The sequence below is a fragment of the Rahnella sp. ChDrAdgB13 genome, assembly GCF_017655185.1.
Classification (GTDB): Bacteria; Pseudomonadota; Gammaproteobacteria; order Enterobacterales; family Enterobacteriaceae; genus Rahnella; species Rahnella contaminans.
On record NZ_JAEMGT010000023.1, the window covers coordinates 1 to 16574 of the forward strand.

General features: G+C 47.9%; 13 protein-coding genes and 1 pseudogene. 7 read left to right on the forward strand and 7 right to left on the reverse strand.

Going from position 1 to position 16574, the window contains the following annotated elements:
- Window positions 1-380 precede the first annotated feature (380 nt).
- The 4 genes from J8X26_RS07615 (at window position 381) to J8X26_RS07630 (ending at window position 4830) form a co-directional block, all read left to right on the forward strand.
- On the forward strand, window positions 381-2117 hold the full coding sequence (locus J8X26_RS07615; RefSeq protein WP_208950581.1) for a type IV secretory system conjugative DNA transfer family protein: 1737 nt from the start codon (window positions 381-383) through the stop codon (window positions 2115-2117).
- Between the two features lie 8 nt (window positions 2118-2125).
- Window positions 2126-2929: a MobC family replication-relaxation protein gene (gene mobC, locus J8X26_RS07620; protein ID WP_208950582.1), complete on the forward strand. Its 804-nt coding sequence runs from the start codon at window positions 2126-2128 to the stop codon at window positions 2927-2929.
- Window positions 2922-3971, forward strand: a complete 1050-nt coding sequence (locus tag J8X26_RS07625) for a site-specific DNA-methyltransferase (RefSeq protein ID WP_208950583.1) — start codon at window positions 2922-2924, stop codon at window positions 3969-3971. Before mobC ends, J8X26_RS07625 begins: the two co-directional genes overlap by 8 nt.
- 355 nt (window positions 3972-4326) lie before the next feature.
- Entirely contained in the window at window positions 4327-4830 is a 504-nt protein-coding gene (locus J8X26_RS07630; RefSeq protein WP_208950584.1) for a hypothetical protein, read from the forward strand.
- A 193-nt stretch (window positions 4831-5023) separates the two neighbouring features.
- Here J8X26_RS07630 and J8X26_RS07635 read toward each other — a convergent pair whose 3' ends face one another.
- Both J8X26_RS07635 and J8X26_RS07640 read right to left on the reverse strand, forming a co-directional pair.
- Complete coding sequence (locus J8X26_RS07635) at window positions 5024-5989, reverse strand: hypothetical protein (RefSeq protein ID WP_208950585.1); 966 nt, start codon at window positions 5987-5989, stop codon at window positions 5024-5026.
- A 525-nt stretch (window positions 5990-6514) separates the two neighbouring features.
- A complete protein-coding gene (locus J8X26_RS07640) occupies window positions 6515-7459 on the reverse strand; it encodes an ArdC family protein (RefSeq protein ID WP_208950586.1) in 945 nt (314 codons plus the stop codon).
- A 531-nt stretch (window positions 7460-7990) separates the two neighbouring features.
- Between J8X26_RS07640 and J8X26_RS28040 the strand changes: the two are divergent.
- A pseudogene (locus tag J8X26_RS28040) lies at window positions 7991-8209 on the forward strand (DNA -binding domain-containing protein); the annotation flags it as partial.
- Window positions 8210-8340: 131 nt separating this feature from the next.
- Here J8X26_RS28040 and J8X26_RS07650 read toward each other — a convergent pair.
- The 5 genes from J8X26_RS07650 to J8X26_RS07670 form a co-directional block, all read right to left on the reverse strand.
- Complete coding sequence (locus tag J8X26_RS07650; protein ID WP_208950587.1) at window positions 8341-9123, reverse strand: hypothetical protein; 783 nt, start codon at window positions 9121-9123, stop codon at window positions 8341-8343.
- Between the two features lie 3 nt (window positions 9124-9126).
- Window positions 9127-10746, reverse strand: coding sequence for an AAA family ATPase (locus tag J8X26_RS07655; RefSeq protein ID WP_208950588.1), 1620 nt, complete (start codon window positions 10744-10746; stop codon window positions 9127-9129).
- A gap of 2 nt (window positions 10747-10748) precedes the next feature.
- Window positions 10749-12335, reverse strand: a complete 1587-nt coding sequence (locus tag J8X26_RS07660) for a restriction endonuclease subunit S (protein WP_208950589.1) — start codon at window positions 12333-12335, stop codon at window positions 10749-10751.
- A 132-nt stretch (window positions 12336-12467) separates the two neighbouring features.
- Entirely contained in the window at window positions 12468-13883 is a 1416-nt protein-coding gene (locus J8X26_RS07665) for an N-6 DNA methylase (protein ID WP_208950590.1), read from the reverse strand.
- Window positions 13884-13965: 82 nt separating this feature from the next.
- Window positions 13966-14172: a hypothetical protein gene (locus J8X26_RS07670; protein ID WP_136345391.1), complete on the reverse strand. Its 207-nt coding sequence runs from the start codon at window positions 14170-14172 to the stop codon at window positions 13966-13968.
- 263 nt (window positions 14173-14435) lie between these two features.
- Here J8X26_RS07670 and J8X26_RS07675 point away from each other — a divergent pair, with 263 nt between their 5' ends.
- The gene (locus J8X26_RS07675; protein ID WP_244370417.1) at window positions 14436-14660 is read left to right on the forward strand and encodes a histidine phosphatase family protein; all 225 of its coding nucleotides are present in this window, start codon (window positions 14436-14438) and stop codon (window positions 14658-14660) included.
- A gap of 531 nt (window positions 14661-15191) precedes the next feature.
- Window positions 15192-16511: a shikimate transporter gene (gene shiA, locus J8X26_RS07680; RefSeq protein ID WP_208950591.1), complete on the forward strand. Its 1320-nt coding sequence runs from the start codon at window positions 15192-15194 to the stop codon at window positions 16509-16511.
- Window positions 16512-16574: the final 63 nt, after the last annotated feature.

The following is a 16574-nucleotide window of genomic DNA, read 5'->3' on the forward strand; positions in this document are numbered from 1 at the left end:
GAAGAAAAAGGCGAAAGCGACCGTCTTAAAGGGGGTGGTCGCGCGTAGCGGGCGACGGTGTGCCGCCGTTGATGTTGGGGGTTTTGGCTCGGCGTCCAGCCGCGACATTACCCCATGCGACAGGCAGTGAGAGCGTCCAGCCCGAGCGTATTGTCACACGCCGTTGCCCGTCATTCGGGCGTTTCAGGGGACGGACGACCATGCGTCGGCTGTTTTCTGAAAGCGCGGATAACAGGCATGAGCGTCGGAGACGTTCAGTGCCTTTCATCCGTTTATGGGCGTCCTCAATAGGCGTCGCGTGTGGGCGTGGGGTTTAACGTCCATCGGTGACGCCCATGTGATGCGCCCGTCACACCGAAATCAGACCGGAGATCACTGCAATGGGAACTCATCTGATGCAAAGGCTGAATGCCTTTTCGGATGCCTTTTCTGTTTTTCTGCTGTGGCTGCAACACAACCCTGTCATATTATCTCTGTTCGCCGGGCTGACGCTGCCATTCATCTTTCATCTGCCACGTGAAGAAAGAAAAAATGCCCCCTTCTGGTTAAAATCGGTGGCGGGTGTATCCACCTTCTTTTTCATATTCGGCACCCTGTCACCTCTGACCATTCAGGGGCTGAGTTTTTTCTTTAAAATACTCGACAATAAAATACTGCTCAGATTATCACTCTGGATACTGACTATCGGGTTTACGCTTGCAGGTCTGGCTTTTCATATTGCAGCCCGAAGGCTGCTGACGGGTGAAATAGACAGTCTGAAACACCGGATGATTAAAAAAAGCAAGCTGGAAAGAAATGTCAGAACGGATGTTCGTGAAATCAGGGACATGTTACCTGACAGCATTGCGTATAACCCACTGGATTATATTGACCTGAATAAAGGTATTTTTATCGGGCTGGATAAAGACGACCAGCCGCAATATATCACCCCCGAAGAATTTCAAACTCAGCACGCCGACCTTATCGGCACCACAGGCTCTGGTAAAGGCGTCAGTGCCTGTGTGCTGCTTTATCAGGCAATACTTTCAGGTGAAGGCGTATTTGTCGAAGATCCTAAAAATGACGAGTGGGCACCGCATGTCCTGCGGGAAGCCTGCCAGAAAGCGGGAAAACAATTTGTTCTTATTAACCTGAATGACCTTCATTTACAGATTGATTTACTGACTGATATTTCTCATGAACAACTGGAGGAGTTGTTTAATGCTGGTTTCAGCCTGGGTAAAAAAGGCGAGGGTGCTGATTTTTACCGTATCGCCGATCGCCGCGCAGCCAGAAATACGGCAGCTATTTATGAAAAGGGAATGACGTTACGCGACTTATATAATACTGACTTTGTGAAGTCTATTAGTGAAGATGTACCTGCTTTTTATGGCGAGCTTGAGGAAATCGCTTTAGTGAATTCCATTAATGCCAATAAGGGGTTTTCCTTAAAAACGATTTTTGATGAAGGTGGATGCTGTTACATTATCGGCTCAATGCGTAACCAGAAAATCATATCGGCTCAGCGAATGATTTTAATCCGTCTGATTCAGATTGCCGAAACGCGTGACCGGATAAAAGGCAAACCTCGTCCGGTCGCTATTTTCCTTGATGAACTCAAGTATCACCTTTCCCGCCCTGCGCTTGAAGGGCTTGGCGCAGCGAGGGACAAAGGTGTGCATATCATCATGGCCCACCAGTCGGTAAAAGATTTGTATGACTGCCCGGCAGATCTGGAGGGTGATGCCGTTGCCGGTTCGGTGATTGAGAACTGCAAGTTTATGCTGGTTTATCGCCTTCGCGATCCGGACACCGCCGACTGGGTGGCAAGGATGACCGGCTCTATTCTGGTAGATGATGAAATGAGGAAAGTTAAAACGGATATATCCCTGACGGAGAAAATAGAAACTGACAGGATGATCCGTCAGGCTGAACGCTATTATATAGACAGCAACATGTTGCTTAATCTCCCCCAGTTTGTTGGTTTTGTTTTCACCCAGAATGATCTGGCAAAGGCAACCAAACTATTCCACATACCGGCAAAAAAGCAATATATCGACATTCTTTCATTTGAGAATAAAAACCCTTCGCACACCGAAAAAGAAAGCCAGATCCACAAACCCTCCATTAATCTGTGAGGCTATCAATGCTTATTCATAACGTTGCTGAAAGAACTGAAGCTGCAAAACAGAGAATGCGGGCATTGCTTTATTTTCTCAAGGAAGAAACATTCTCTGATTTGCGGACCTTAAAAAAAGTTGTCGGCTATAAAGGAAAACATAACCATGCGATGTATAACCTGCTTAATAAAGCAGTTGCAATGGGCCTCCTGAATAAACATGAATACACGGTATTGACCGGGAAAAAATCATTGTGGGGGATCACCATGCAGGGACTGGCGATGGTGGTTAGCGCTAATGACAAGGTTTTCCCTGCCTATTTTGAGCCGGGGAAACTCAGACACTCGACACTGGAACATCGACTGTTAAACCAGCGGGTCAGGATCGTCCTTGAGGAAAAAGGAGGCACAGGCTGGCTAAACGGAGACCGGGGAGAGTTTATGGCGCGGTACCCGGGTATCCGGCACCGACCCGACGGCATTATTACCTTAAGCAGCGGTGCCATCGTTGCGGTGGAAACAGAGAGATCGATGAAAACCCGCGCTCGTTACATCAGCATTATTAACAGTCATCTCGCCGCCAGCGACGCCGGACGCTGGCACTATGCGATGTATGTTATGCCGGATGGTAAAACTAAAGAATCGCTGGTCAGGCTGTTTGACAGTATCAGGACGGTGATGAGAAACAGTGTTCCCGTTCCGTTTGATGCGAAGAACCGCGAGATGTTTCTCTTCCGCACCCTTGATGAACTGGAAGAAAAAATCAGTGATAAACAGGGTGCCCCCTCTTCTTCAGTTGGTGGCGACAACTGGAGGGAACGCCATGCATGACAATTTGACTCATGGCGACTGCCTTGACGTTCTGCGCAGTATGCCGGACAACTATGTGGACAGCATTGTGACCGACCCGCCCTATGGTATTAAATTCATTAGTAAGACATGGGACTATGATGTTACTTCACAAACCATCTGGGAAGAATGTCTGCGCGTACTCAAGCCCGGTGGTCATCTGCTGTCCTTCGCGGGATCCCGCACTCAACACCGTATGGCAGCGCGTATTGAGGATTCGGGCTTTGAAATACGTGACATGATCGTATTTCTCTACGAGACCAGCACTGCTGCTCAGGTCCTCATTGAAAGTTTATCGCCGGATCAGCTCAAATTACTGGACGCGACATTTGGAAATGATGGAATGCTGGGCTGGGTATACGGTTCGGGCTTTCCTAAAACTCACCACGCATTAAAACCGGCTATGGAGCCTATTACTGTTGCCCGTAAGCCATTCAAGGGGTCTATAGCATCGAACGTATGCGTGCATAGTACCGGCACTCTAAACATCAGCAAGTGCAGGATCCCTCTTGCAGACGGGGAATCTCCCTATGATTATCCAAATGGACCGGGTGGCACTGAGCCTAACCATATGTGGCGAGGTAGAAGTAAAGGTGATGGGAGTATCGCCAAACAAGGAAGTCCTGATGGTCGCTGGCCCGCCAATTTTATCCATGATGGCAGTAACGCAGTACTTGCCTGGTTCCGGGATAGCCCTCAGCAGGTAGAAATTAGCAGCGCCAGTCGATTCTTCTATTGTGCGAAAGCCAGCAGAAAGGACCGTGGTGAGGGTAACAATCATCCATGTGTAAAGCCCACCGAGCTGATGCGTTACCTTTGCCGCCTGATTACTCCCACGGGCGGCACCGTACTTGATCCCTTTATGGGAAGTGGAAGTACCGGCAAAGCTGCGGCGACGGAAGGTTTCTGTTTCATCGGTATTGACCGAGAAGAGGATTATGTGAAAATTGCTTGCAGACGTATTGCGGCAGCACTGAGCACCACAGTTCGTTCTGGCGGTGCAGGAAAACACCTTGATAATTGAAAGCCTCTAAAAGTGTTAGCTAAGATTTGAGCTAACACTTATATGACTCAGTGCCATAACCTAATCTGACAGGCAATTTTGTGCCATGAGCGGACTTTGATCCCCCTATAAGCTTGTAGTAGGGGAGTTATATCGGGGGACTATTCGGAGAAGGGGATTTTTGGTATGCATGTATATTATTTAACAAGAAAATTAAATTATCCAATTGATTTTTAATAAGTAATTATCATCCAGGCAGAGCGTGTACTTTGTAATGAGTGAGCTTAGATTACCGATGAAGTTAAAGTCATTTAGTTAAATATCGGATAAAATGTAGAGAACTAAGCAGGTTTCTTGCGGGCGTAGAGGAAAGGAAATGACTAGACAAGAATCAATTGATTTTTACAAACTAAACGGTTATAGGGAGATATCGAATAATTCATCAGGACTTAGTACTGATGTTCTAGTTCACGGTATGACTGTTGTTCGTATTGGCGGCGATCCGGGTTATTCGCACTTCGCTAGGCTTGTTAGCTCGACTACTTCTAGCCTAAAGAATGTAGTTAAAATATATTCTCACAATGAACCTTTAGGTATTATAAATGACTCAAGCATTAATAACGAGTATTCAATCACAGAAATGGAGTTGTTAGCTTCAATGTCTGAACCTGAGTGTATTTATTATAAAAAATGGGCTTCGGTAGCTTTAAATGAAATAAGACAAGGAAAAAAACCTGTAACTGACCCTTTCGATTTGGTTGATGACATAGAAATATTGTTTATATATGCCAAGAAAAATAATTTAGGTATTGATTTGGTTGAGCCAAAAAATGTAATGAAGCGAGGAGATGAATTTATAATACTAGACCCATTTGCTTGAATGCATAAACGGATGGGACTTCAAGATAGTCTCTCACGACTTCTCTTGCTTATAGGTCATGTAGGTATTCTTAACGCCCGCTCCCTGCTTATAGCGGATGGAGAACAATCAGTTTTGGTGTCTTTGTGTCAGAATGAAATTATCATCTTGTCCAAATGAATGGGAGTGATTCAATATCAGTCACTTTGCCTAATTAGCGAAAAAAACCTTTAGCATCTCTCTGTGGTCGGATGAATGTAATATCAAAGGGAATGTCAATACCATTAATGCTAAATGTAAACAATTCATTTATCGAGGGTATTGGAGTAATAATTCTATTCAATAGAATGTCGGCCAGTTCGTATGCTACCTCTATATTGGTACATAGAATCGACTTCACTTCAGGAATATGCTTAGTGATAATTCCAAGTAAAAAAGAGTCACCATTTCTATAACTATTTGTATCTTCTTTGAATATCATTGTCCCCCAACATGTCCCACCACTGATTCCCTTTGGCTTCAGGTTTGTCACCCCACCTTCACCGGTAGCTACTCTCACAACGTTGTTCTCTTTGAATCTCGCTAAATAAAAATCATTTTTATTAAACCTTGCTTTTTTGTATACAGAATCATCGTTCTGTTTTGCATGAAATATTAACTGTTGAGGATTAAGTTCATTTCCACGAACTTCATATACCTTATTGCGAGTAAGGGGGAAACCTACAATCGTGTTTAAACATTTAGGTACAGCAGCCCGGTGACGATGTACCATGTTTTCTGGAATACACTGGTGCTGGTAACCGTCAGCAGGAACCCCTTCACCAATCTTGGGGTTTACAATAATGACTGCAATGTCCAGAAAGTCATCCTCTCTTGTTTTACTCTCCGATGGTGTTGTTTCAAAGGTTCTGTCAAGAAACTCAATTTTGTCATCGCTGACATAATAGAAAAGTCTGCCTTTAGACCGATGGTCAAACACATGGCCGGCTGTAACAAAGAAATTCATACCTCTGTGACTGATCAAAAATCCACTGCCAATATGCTCTACCGTATCTTCATTTGCATCATTATCTAATAAAAGATACACTGGGAAAGTATATGGACTAAGTCTCTTGCTTAATTCATCAGCAGCGGTCAGTGACGGTTTACCTGCTTGACTATTTTGACTCCCAATACTCACAGCTATATTATCCTTGTTTTTTAGTTCTAATGGGAAACAGAAAGAAAATCACTTCATGTTATTAGAAGGGGAAAACCCTAAGATGTCTGAGTCGTCTATAATACCTCCTCTTTAAGAACATCACACAAATAAGAAGTTGGCTGTTCATCATGCTTATAGCCATCAAAATTCTAAAGAGGCCTTTTGTTGATGCCAGATCGATCTGCTACCCGTCTTCTTTGACACATCTTGGTTTACAATTTTCATTGTGACACGACATACTTAATTTTGCACCACTTAGTCCGCTCATCGCTCGTTGCCGACTGTCATGCTGAATCGTGTTCTCACGGTCAGATCAAGTCTGAGCCAATACATCTAAAGCGATGAGCGGGCTCTTTGCCGCCCGCCCCCGCAGCCTGCGAATTTTTCCTGACACACAGTGCCACGAAAAATTCGCAGGTAGGTTATACCTTTAACACCACCACGACTCTGCCCACAGAAATATATGGTCAAAGCCGCATTCCTTTACGGCTTCTTACCATGCCCTCAAGCTTTATCCATCAAATAACGATGCGCTTTCGATGCCGCACTAACGGCTTTGAAAATATATCGTTTGTCGTTCTTCAGTGCTTTCAGCCAGGAAGCAATATAGCTTTCGTGCTGGACCTCTCCGACAATCCCAAGATCCGCTATCAGGAACGCGCTTCCCAACTCGGCGATCAACTCCTCAAACGCATAATCCTCACTGCCAAATTTTCCTTTCATTTCACGGCTAAGCCTTTTTTTACCACCACTCCAGTGAACCAGCTCATGTAGGCCGGTGGCATAGAAGTTAGCCGCATCGGAAAACAGATGACGCTCCGGTAACCAGACTTCATCGGTTGATGGGCTGAAAAAGGCGTTTTGTCCTTTCTCGATGATGTTTGCGCCTCTCTTCCTGAGCAGATTTTCAGCCTGCTGTAATGGGTCAAAGGTTGCTTCCGGGCTGATAGTTTCAGTTGTCAGTGGAAGACCATCAATTTGCTCAACATTGAATACATTGAAGGTTTTCAGCATCGGGATCTGGTCGATTTCGCCATCTTCGTTTTCCTTCTCTAAGGTTGAATAAAAAATGGCTGTCGTGCCGTGCTCACCTTTGCGAACCTGTCCACCTACTGCCTGCGCTTGTTTGTAGGTCATCCAGCGTGAATCGCAGAAGCCCTGTTCTGATGCACTGTACCACAACAGCATGATATTCATTCCGCTATACGCGATACCGGTTGCGAAGTTGGAAGGCAACCCACACATGCCCGGCACTCGTTTCCACGGGCAAGACCACGGTTTTACACCGGCTTCAAGCGCTGCAATGATCTTGTTGGTGACAGTCTGATAAATATCGGTTTTGGCTTTAGAAAATTTCGTTTTTGAGGAGCCGGACTGCTCCAGCGGGGATACGCTGGTCGCCGCTGCGGTGTTAGGGGCGCTAGTCTGGGTATGCAGGGAAATGGTCATGTTTTTTCTCCGTCAGTGGTGTGATTTTTCGTCTTCTTATCGCCTGACGGTTCGCTTTCCCGGCATCGTTCCGGCCAGCAAGGGCGCAGAATGCGTGCCATTTACCCTTGCGAGACGGGTTGTGTTGGGAAACGATTAACCGGAAGCTGATACGAGAACGGAAGTCACACGGAGAAAAACTGACACTGCATAGACGGGTGTAGCGCCCCTTGCTCTGCATTGGTGAAAAGTAAATTAGTGGTGTTGAGTCTGGGACCGGCACTGACAGGAACTTCATGTAAGTGTTAGCATGCTTTCCTGCCGGACGAGACGATCCTGCTAACTGGGGGCGGTTTGTTCTTAAATTGCCTCGTTCCGGCATCAATCCCTACCGGGTCAGGGCTGTCTCCTTATTGAACACAGCGTAAAGTCTATCCCCACAGTCGTCGTGCTGGCTGAGCTTAATTCACGTATGTAGTCTTACGATGCCTTGATGCGCGCGAGTTCACTTCGTTCTGGCAGTGACACGAGCCAGAACGTCATGATGATGAGGAACGGCATTACGTTAACTATCTGCGTTTACTGGATGCGAAAGCAGAGGATGCGGACTGGCGAGAAGTGGCACGGAGCGTGTTGCATTGCGACTCGGCGGCGGCGGAACTTCAGACCTCTCGTTGCAGTCAAAGCCATCTCGAACGAGCACAATGGTTATCACGCGGGGGCTATCGGAAAATACTGAAGCAATTGGTCGGTAGTGGTGAAAAGCATTAACCTCAGAGATCGTTCATTATTCTGAGACCAAATAGCATTGTTAAATTTTTCAGAACCGAATTGGTGTCAATCGATCCATGAAATGGGTCGCGAATAGTGACAAACGTCTAAGCTGAGATAGCAGATCATTTTCAGGCCGAGCGAAGCAAATTCTCAACCCATAAAACATCTCGGCGGCCGGCCACAATTCTTCGAGCAAAGGCCGACAACTCCGCACCCTCGGAAATATAATCCGCAAGAGCACGCACATGTTCTGAAAACGAATTATCGATATCCACATTTCCAGATTCTGTTAGCGGAAATAACCTATCGGCGGCATCAATCTTTCTCGTTATTGAAACAGCGAGCGTCTTGCGTTTGTCAACAAGATCAGAGTGATCCAAGTGGTAAAGCCTGATTGATTCAGCTGCTCGCCTGTTGCGACCGGCATGATTTTCCTCCGAATATGTCGGTATAGGCCTTCCAGTTTCGTCAAAATCTACAAGGCCGGGTTCGTCTGGCTTGCAGGGGTCCAAAAGAATTGGACCCTCATTTGCCTCATCTGCACAGCAAGTTGCCCGCTTATTCTCATCGTGGAGGGGAAAATTATCTCCTTTCCCCCCTGTCTTCTCGCTTTCTTTATCCGACCGCACACTGTTGCAGAATGTACATGCAAATCTATAGTTGGAAGGGCTAAAAACCGACCACGGATATTTGCTCTTTGGACGGAAGTGATCTACTGCTCCATCAGACCGTTCCTGCACAATCTCGCAATAATAACATTTGTCATGCGAAAGCTTCATTAATGGTCGCTTTAGGTCGCGCCATACATCTGAATGATCTTTAATTTTTCCAGGCTCATCTGCGATAGCGGCGTCTGCACGCACCTGCCAGCCAACTGGTAATTCCAACTGGTCCAGATTAATATAGCGCACGTATCAATCCCCCCTCTTATTCAAGGCATTCTGAACTAGACGGCGAGCTTTCTCAGCCTCGCCAGGCAGTTCTTCCCTTTCACTTACTGGCATCGCTTCCTGATCCAGCCTTCGCAATGCCTCTTTAAGTTCGGGATCTCGCACCTCATAGCGGAACCCATAAGTTTGGAGCTCTTCGTTGATTTCCTTCAGCATTTTCCTGTCATCTTCACTTAGCACATCCTGTCCGCTGAGATGGCGCTTCCTCGCAAGAAGATCTTGGGTATGGGTGTCTAGGGCCGCACTTAGTCCAAACATTTCACTGGTCATCACACCCGCATAGCCCATTCCACGCGGGTGCGTGTCCGGCTCCGCAGCCGAGATCGCCTGCGTATCCTTATCACGCGTAAGAATCTGAACTTGCTCCTTCTGAAGCTCAGCTACGGCAACTGGATTGTGCGTTGCCAGAAGAACGTGACTACTCTGCTTTTCTATCCCATTCACATTCAGAAAATTGCGGATATGTTGAAGATACTCGACGCTCCATCTTGGGTTAAGGTGCGTATCGGGCTCGTCGAGCAGAAACAGGCTTTCCTCTTCCGCTGTGAAGCGAAGCAAGCCTAGTACAGTTAGAAGTTGTTGTTCGCCTTCGCTCAGTTCACGGAATGTAACAGACCCATCATTTTTCCGCAGCTTGACCCTGATTCGTACCTCGTCGATTAACTCAGAAACATAGGTACTTTCCAAATCTTGAAAGAACTGGGCGGGGCTCTTTCCTCCAGCCAGCTTGCGCAGAGCACCAAGGTCTTTCACAAAAAGATACAAGAATTCCAGTGTTCGCGAGTTCCACAGGCTGACTTTTTCCTTGCGGGTGATCCGCAATGGCGCAAGAGATATATCGTAAAGTGTCGCCAAGAAATCGGATACGACGCCACGTGCATTCCAGAAGCGTGGGTCGCCGTCATTGGATGTCCATGATGGCTGTCTAAGAACAAAGAGAACGGATTCGATTCCCCCTTCTTCAAGGCCGAGCTGTTCCTGCAAAAACTTATCTGTCAACTCGGCATTATTCACTATGAAAGATAGCAAAACAAAATTGCTATGAACTGGAAGCGCATAGAACAGACGCTTCAATCCAGGATTTTTTCCAGCACGCAGGTCTCTATCGTACCGTTCGAGATATTTGAGAAAAACCTCTTCCATCCTTTCGCTTTGGCCTGAATAATAGCCAAATATAAACCTCGGCAGATAGCCGTCATCTGGATCTCGCAGCTTGGAAAGAGCCAAGGCTTCGCCGGGTGATTCCTCAAAGCTGAGGGCAGCAGGCGGAGATTTAGCATCGGGATTATAGGTCGCGAGCTTAATGCGATATGCTTCCTTGCCCGCTGGATCAGCATCGATGCGAACCCATTTGTCCTTGATCTGATAGCAAATTCGATAAGCAAAGGACGGTTTGTTTTTGTTCCCTTTCCCGTCCTCACCCATGATCAGGTCCCGGAAAAGAACTGTAGCTGCCTCCAGAACATTCGACTTGCCAGTCCCGTTCCTGCCAATCAAGACAGTAATCAAATGCCCCTGAGCGAAGTCAATCGCCAGGTTTTTCAGGTTTTTATATTCGCCAATCCATAGCCAATCGATACGCATGATCACTCCTCATTGATCGGCATCAGCCTCAACCAGTCTTCATTTCCCCGGCGCTCGACCTCAAGGTCACCATTTTGCAGGTGTATCCGCAGCTCGTTGTAGAACTCCTCAACCGCATCAGATGTCGCGCCATCGCCAACGCCCAACGCTTGCGCTGCGTGACTAGCGGAAACCCAACCTTCTTTGGATTTCATAACCTCAATCAAATTCGCCATCTTCGCCCCTCTCTTAATTGGCTTGTGGGGACGCGATGCCGCCTTGCGTCCTGAGCTTGTTTTTTTCTTTATTGCCTCGCTTTCTGTCTTTAACCTCTCGATCAGGATTGAGGCGGGCTCATCATTCAGATTTTGTGGAATAAGCTCTCCCCTGAATGCTTTTTGAAGAATAGATGCGTCAAGTCTAGAAAGCTGATTTGATGCTGCAGTGTATTCGTCAGATACACGGTCGAGCCAAGCAAAAGCGGTTTCAATCCGGCGGACAATTTCTGCCTGTTGCTCTTTTGGTGGCAACGGCAACGGCGTGCTATTGAGCTCTTTTTTATTGATTTTTGGTAGTACAGTACGTCCTTCACGCAAGGCAGAGAACTGCGCGAAATCCTCGCTAACAAGCCAATAAAGCAAAAATTTTGCTTCTAATTGTGAACCAACATTTATTGGGTACATGTCTGCGCTGCAAGCGCCGTCAAAGTCGACAAGTACCGCTTTTCGGAGATAAGGTCGAATTTTTGAGTATAAAATCTGCCCGGGATAAAATCGTTGTTTGGCGCTTGTGACGCCGTCCTCTCCAATTGTCTGATATGACAGAAGCTTAGCCGTGCCGCTTTGGATGTTGTTAGGTGCAATATGCGGCAGAGCAAGAATGCTATCCGGGCGAACCAAACTGGCGGCAACAGTAGCAACCTCTTCAAATCTTACCCAGCGCCAGTGTGCTGGTAAGTTCCAGCATCGGCTTTCGGGTAGGGTCGTTTCGCTCTCTATCTTTCCGATCAATCCGCCGTTAAAAGAGAGAGCCAAAACACGCGTCCTGAATTTTTCAATCAATGCTGGGATATGATCGAGTGCATCGCGAGCGGAGGCCGTGCGAGAATTCAACTCATCAAGCTTGGCAACTATCCTCTTTTGCTCCGCGAGAGGTGGAACAGAGACCATTGCGTCTAAAATGTCCGTTTCCGATACCGCAGGATAAAGCGTTCCACTTTGAGACTTTGAAATAGATGCGATAAAGCGATCAGAACGAACCCAATTGAACAGATATTTTGGTGTTATCGCGTTATTGGAACGAAGTGGTACAATTCCAGTTGTGGTTAATTCGCCATCTAAATCCTCCGTTACTAGTGCAATGTTTTTCAGATATGTTCTTACCGTTGCGAATAGAACATCGTCAGTTTTCATCACTCTACGTGCACGGGAGGGAGCCTCCTGCCCGAGGAATTCCTTTGGCTCTGTTATTTTCTGTATCCGATTATCAATGGAGCCGATATCGACATATCGAAATTGCCGCTCAGGTTGTCGCCTAGGATCAATACTCTCATATGGAGCGACGACCGTTTTCAGGGTTGTAGACGCCCACCCCTTTGGTAAATCACTCATGCCCACCTCCCATGTTGCGGCACGGACATGTTGCCTGTCTTAGCTGTGCTGTTTTAAACCCTTCACTCTCCAATCCGTCTGCTCCAACTACCAAAACCAACTGGATTATTTGAGTAAATATCTCCTTCATCGTCATTCGTTAACCTCAGAAGGTTCAATGAGTTCTCCGACGACGGCTTCAATTTCATTCATTGCCGATTGGAGATGAGAGAGGATCAGAGCGGCAATCTCCTCCGGAGTTTCCGCAGCATCTTCGGCATCGCCGCTTTCATCGCGCAGCCAAGAAATAGCCAAACTATCATCTCGATCAGCAATTTCCCGTCGTGAAAAGCAACGGAACCGGCCAGTTTCTCCTTGATCTACGCGCTTTGACTTACCTTGCGGATCATTTCCGAAGCATTTCTCAAATTCAGAGAAGTGCGCATCGAGCAATGGCGTAGTTTTTCCGAATACAGGCATGCTTGAACGCAAGTCATAAATCCAAACAGACTCTGTATTACTATCCTTCTTATTGCCACGGCTAAAAAACAGAACATTTGTCTTGACGCCCGCGCTTGCGAAAATTCCCGTTGGGAGCCGCAGAACTGTGTGTAGATCGCACTTATCCAATAGATCGCGCCGCACCATTCTGCCAACGCCGTCATCTGACAGCACATTGTCCGGCAAAACGACCGCAGCGCGTCCACCCGGTTTCAAGCCAAGATATATGTGCTGAAGGAAGGCCAATTGTTTGTTGGAGTTATTGTGTGGGAGATCGGTGCGAAGCGATCGTCTGCTCCCGGCCTTGCTCCCAAATGGCGGGTTCGCAAGAATAAGATCAGCGGACTTGAGCCCAATTGCGTCATCCGTCAGCGCATCGCCGTATATGACCTCGGCATCAAGCCCATTAAGAAACGTATTCATCAAACAAATTCGGCGTGTATTTTTTTCAATTTCAACGCCTTGATATTTCGGGGGCGTTTTCTCGTATGCCTGTTTCGTATTCCCCGAACGAACAAACCGGTCCGCTGCAATTAGAAATCCGCCACTTCCAACCGCTGGGTCCTGAATTATCTCACCCAATTTTGGTTTCATGGCTCGCACCATGGAATTAACCAATGCTCTTGGAGTAAAATATTGACCTGCTCCAGAACGCACATCTTGCGAGCTCTTTTCGATCAGCCCCTCGTAGATGTGTCCAAATCTATCACCCGAGAGATCATTCCAATCAATTTTGGCGATGCCATCTACTACGGCGTGAAGGTTCTCGTCGTGCGAAAACACCGTAGTGGGAAAGGCGTATATTGCCTGAATCGTTTCACTTTCTGCCCTAGTACCAAGGTGGGTCAGCATCTCCTGATAGAAGCCCAGCAAGCCATCTTTAGGATGACTCAGGAGGTCTTTCCAGCGGTTGCCAAATGGCAGAAGGCGTTCAACACCATTCTCTTCTGCAATTTTGAGGAAAAGGAGATACGTTAGTTCAGACACGTATTGGTGATAGCTGATCCCATCACCACGAAGGATGTGGCAAAGGTTCCAAATTTTCTGGACTATATTCTCATTTTTCATATGTTGCTTCTTTCACTCTAAACGCTTGAATGAATGCAAACGTAAGCTTGTTGTCCACCAAGAACGGCTTTCTCTACGGCATTCATCCTTGGCCCTCTGGAGCAACTGGCCTGCCGCTGGCATTCTCAGTCTGACCAGCATGATTTGATTTCTTCGCCGCTATGTATTCCCGCATGAACTCCCGAATGACCTGCGCGGCAGGACGATCCTGCTCACGGCATATCTTGAGAAATTCATCGCGAAGCTCCCGCTCGACGCGGATTCGCATTCCGGCATCTTTTTCTTTCATGGCTCCAAGTGTAGCCTTTGGATACACATCAAGCCAAGTCGAAAGTCCGCAAGAAGCCGAAATTATCCAGAAATTCGCTAGCAGGCATTTTGCGGCATTCGAACGCCTGAGCCGACGCAGTACATCGAGCGCAACGGTCCGGCCACCGACTACCGCCTCTGAGCCGGTCGGCCCTTACGCGAGGTGATGACGCAGGATGCCGAAGCGTTCCACGCTGGCTTGAGGGTGCTGCACCACCAGACGTCGAGTCACGCGTTCAGTTATTGGCACGCTGCGTCGCATGGCTGGCTCAACATTTTAATATTCCGAGTCTTCACTGTGCAGTTGTACCCGCAGCCGTAATCCGCGCAATGATCGTCGACGTTCTCGGCGCACCACCTCAGTCATTTAAGTGTATTGATATCCACCCGCTCAGTATAAGCGAATTGCAAAGTAATGGACGCCGCTGGCATTTTTGTGTAGTGAAAAACCGCGCACCTGGCAAATAGACAACTTTCCACCAGCAGATGAATGTTAGCCATATGTGTTATTCGATGATAGGCGTAAACGTTTTATGGTCTTTAATGGACACTAGACGTTTATTGTGGAGCACCATGCCTGTTCAACATGCAAAAAAAGTGGTCATTCTGGTGGTCTTGACAGACGGGTAAATCAGATTTAATTTAATTATTAGCCAGTTAATGGCTAAGGCGATCCCAGTTAGAGGAGCCAAATTAAAGACGCCCGCTTAAGGAAACTTAAGCGGGCGTTTTGCTTTTGTGTTTTCCCCGTTTTTCGGGCGGATCCGTACGCTCAGCATCATCGCTTATTGCCCTCCGCCGCCGGATAATTATCTGCGCATCCGCATTCCCTGAGTTAAATCTCCCTTTCAAACCTGCTGTTTTTGCAAAAGCGTTTTAACCTGACGGCTGTCCCTGTAGTCTCAACAGCGGCTGATTTTTGCTGTGCACGACGTATTACCTTTTTGCCTATTTTAATAACTAAAAATTTTAGAAATTTAAGGAACGGTCAGAACAACTATGGACTCCACGCTCATTACTCCCCGCCCCGATAAGGAGATACCTTCACTTAACCGCGCACGCCGCGCTGCCTGGGGCAGTTTCGCCGGGGCCGTGGTCGACTGGTTCGATTTTTTACTCTATGGCATTACCGCGGCACTGGTGTTTAACAGCGAATTCTTTCCGCAGGTCGACCCGACGACGGGCACGCTTGCGGCTTTTGCGACCTTTGGCGTGGGCTTTTTATTCCGCCCCCTCGGCGGCATTGTTTTCGGTCATTTTGGCGACCGCTTAGGCCGTAAACGCATGCTGATGATGACCGTCTGGATCATGGGCATCGCCACTGCGTGTATTGGTATTCTTCCGTCGTATTCTGCAATTGGCTGGTGGGCACCTGCTTTACTGGTCACGCTGCGCGCCATTCAGGGGTTTGCCGTGGGCGGTGAATGGGGCGGCGCCGCGCTGCTGGCCGTTGAAAGTGCGCCCTCCGGCAAGAAAGCTTTTTACAGCAGCGGGATCCAGATGGGATATGGCGTTGGCCTGTTGCTGTCTACCGGGCTGGTCTCACTTATCAGCAGCCTGACCACCAACGAGCAGTTCCTGAGCTGGGGCTGGCGTTTACCTTTCCTGTTCAGCATTGTGCTGGTTCTGGGCGCGCTGTGGGTGCGAAACGGTATGGAAGAGTCCGTCGAGTTCGAACGTGCTCTGGCAGAACAGCCGAAGCAGGCCAAAAAGCGTCTGCCGGTGTTCGAAGCCCTAATCAGCCACCCCGGCGCGTTTTTGAAAATCATTCTCCTGCGCCTGTGCGAACTGCTGACGATGTACATCGTCACCGCGTTTGCGCTTAATTATTCGACGCATAATCTGGGGATGTCACGCGAACTGTTTCTGAATATCGGGCTGCTGATCGGCGGTGTGAGCTGCCTGACCATCCCGATGTTCGCCTGGCTGGCCGATCGGTTCGGGCGACGCCGTATCTACATTACCGGCGCAATCGTCGGTGCGCTGAGCGCTTTCCCGTTCTTTATGGCGCTGGATGCGCGCTCAATTGTGGGCGTGGTGATCTTCTCGCTGCTGCTGGCGAATATCGCCCACGACATGGTGGTTTGCGTGCAACAGCCGATGTTTACGGAAATGTTTGGCGCCGGTTATCGCTACAGCGGTGCGGGCGTGGGGTATCAGGTTGCCAGCGTGGTGGGTGGCGGTTTCACGCCGTTTATTGCTGCTGCATTGCTGACGTTCTCCGGTGGTGAATGGCATTCTGTGGCTATTTATCTGATGGCAGGCTGCCTGCTTTCGGCACTGACGGCGATACTGATGAAGTCGCCAAAGCCGCACTGAATTTGAGATCGCATCTGAAAACGCCCGCTTAGAAAACCTGAGCGGGCGTTTTGCTTTGCATCG

Excerpts from the sequence above, each read along its gene's own strand:
- J8X26_RS07615 (WP_208950581.1), top strand. The coding sequence starts at position 381 with ATGGGAACTCATCTGATGCAAAGGCTGAATGCCTTTTCGGATGCCTTT.
- mobC (WP_208950582.1), top strand. The coding sequence starts at position 2,126 with ATGCTTATTCATAACGTTGCTGAAAGAACTGAAGCTGCAAAACAGAGA.
- J8X26_RS07625 (WP_208950583.1), top strand. The coding sequence starts at position 2,922 with ATGCATGACAATTTGACTCATGGCGACTGCCTTGACGTTCTGCGCAGT.
- J8X26_RS07630 (WP_208950584.1), top strand. The coding sequence starts at position 4,327 with ATGACTAGACAAGAATCAATTGATTTTTACAAACTAAACGGTTATAGG.
- J8X26_RS07640 (WP_208950586.1), bottom strand. The coding sequence starts at position 7,459 with ATGACCATTTCCCTGCATACCCAGACTAGCGCCCCTAACACCGCAGCG.
- J8X26_RS07655 (WP_208950588.1), bottom strand. The coding sequence starts at position 10,746 with ATGCGTATCGATTGGCTATGGATTGGCGAATATAAAAACCTGAAAAAC.
- J8X26_RS07660 (WP_208950589.1), bottom strand. The coding sequence starts at position 12,335 with ATGAGTGATTTACCAAAGGGGTGGGCGTCTACAACCCTGAAAACGGTC.
- J8X26_RS07665 (WP_208950590.1), bottom strand. The coding sequence starts at position 13,883 with ATGAAAAATGAGAATATAGTCCAGAAAATTTGGAACCTTTGCCACATC.
- J8X26_RS07670 (WP_136345391.1), bottom strand. The coding sequence starts at position 14,172 with ATGAAAGAAAAAGATGCCGGAATGCGAATCCGCGTCGAGCGGGAGCTT.
- shiA (WP_208950591.1), top strand. The coding sequence starts at position 15,192 with ATGGACTCCACGCTCATTACTCCCCGCCCCGATAAGGAGATACCTTCA.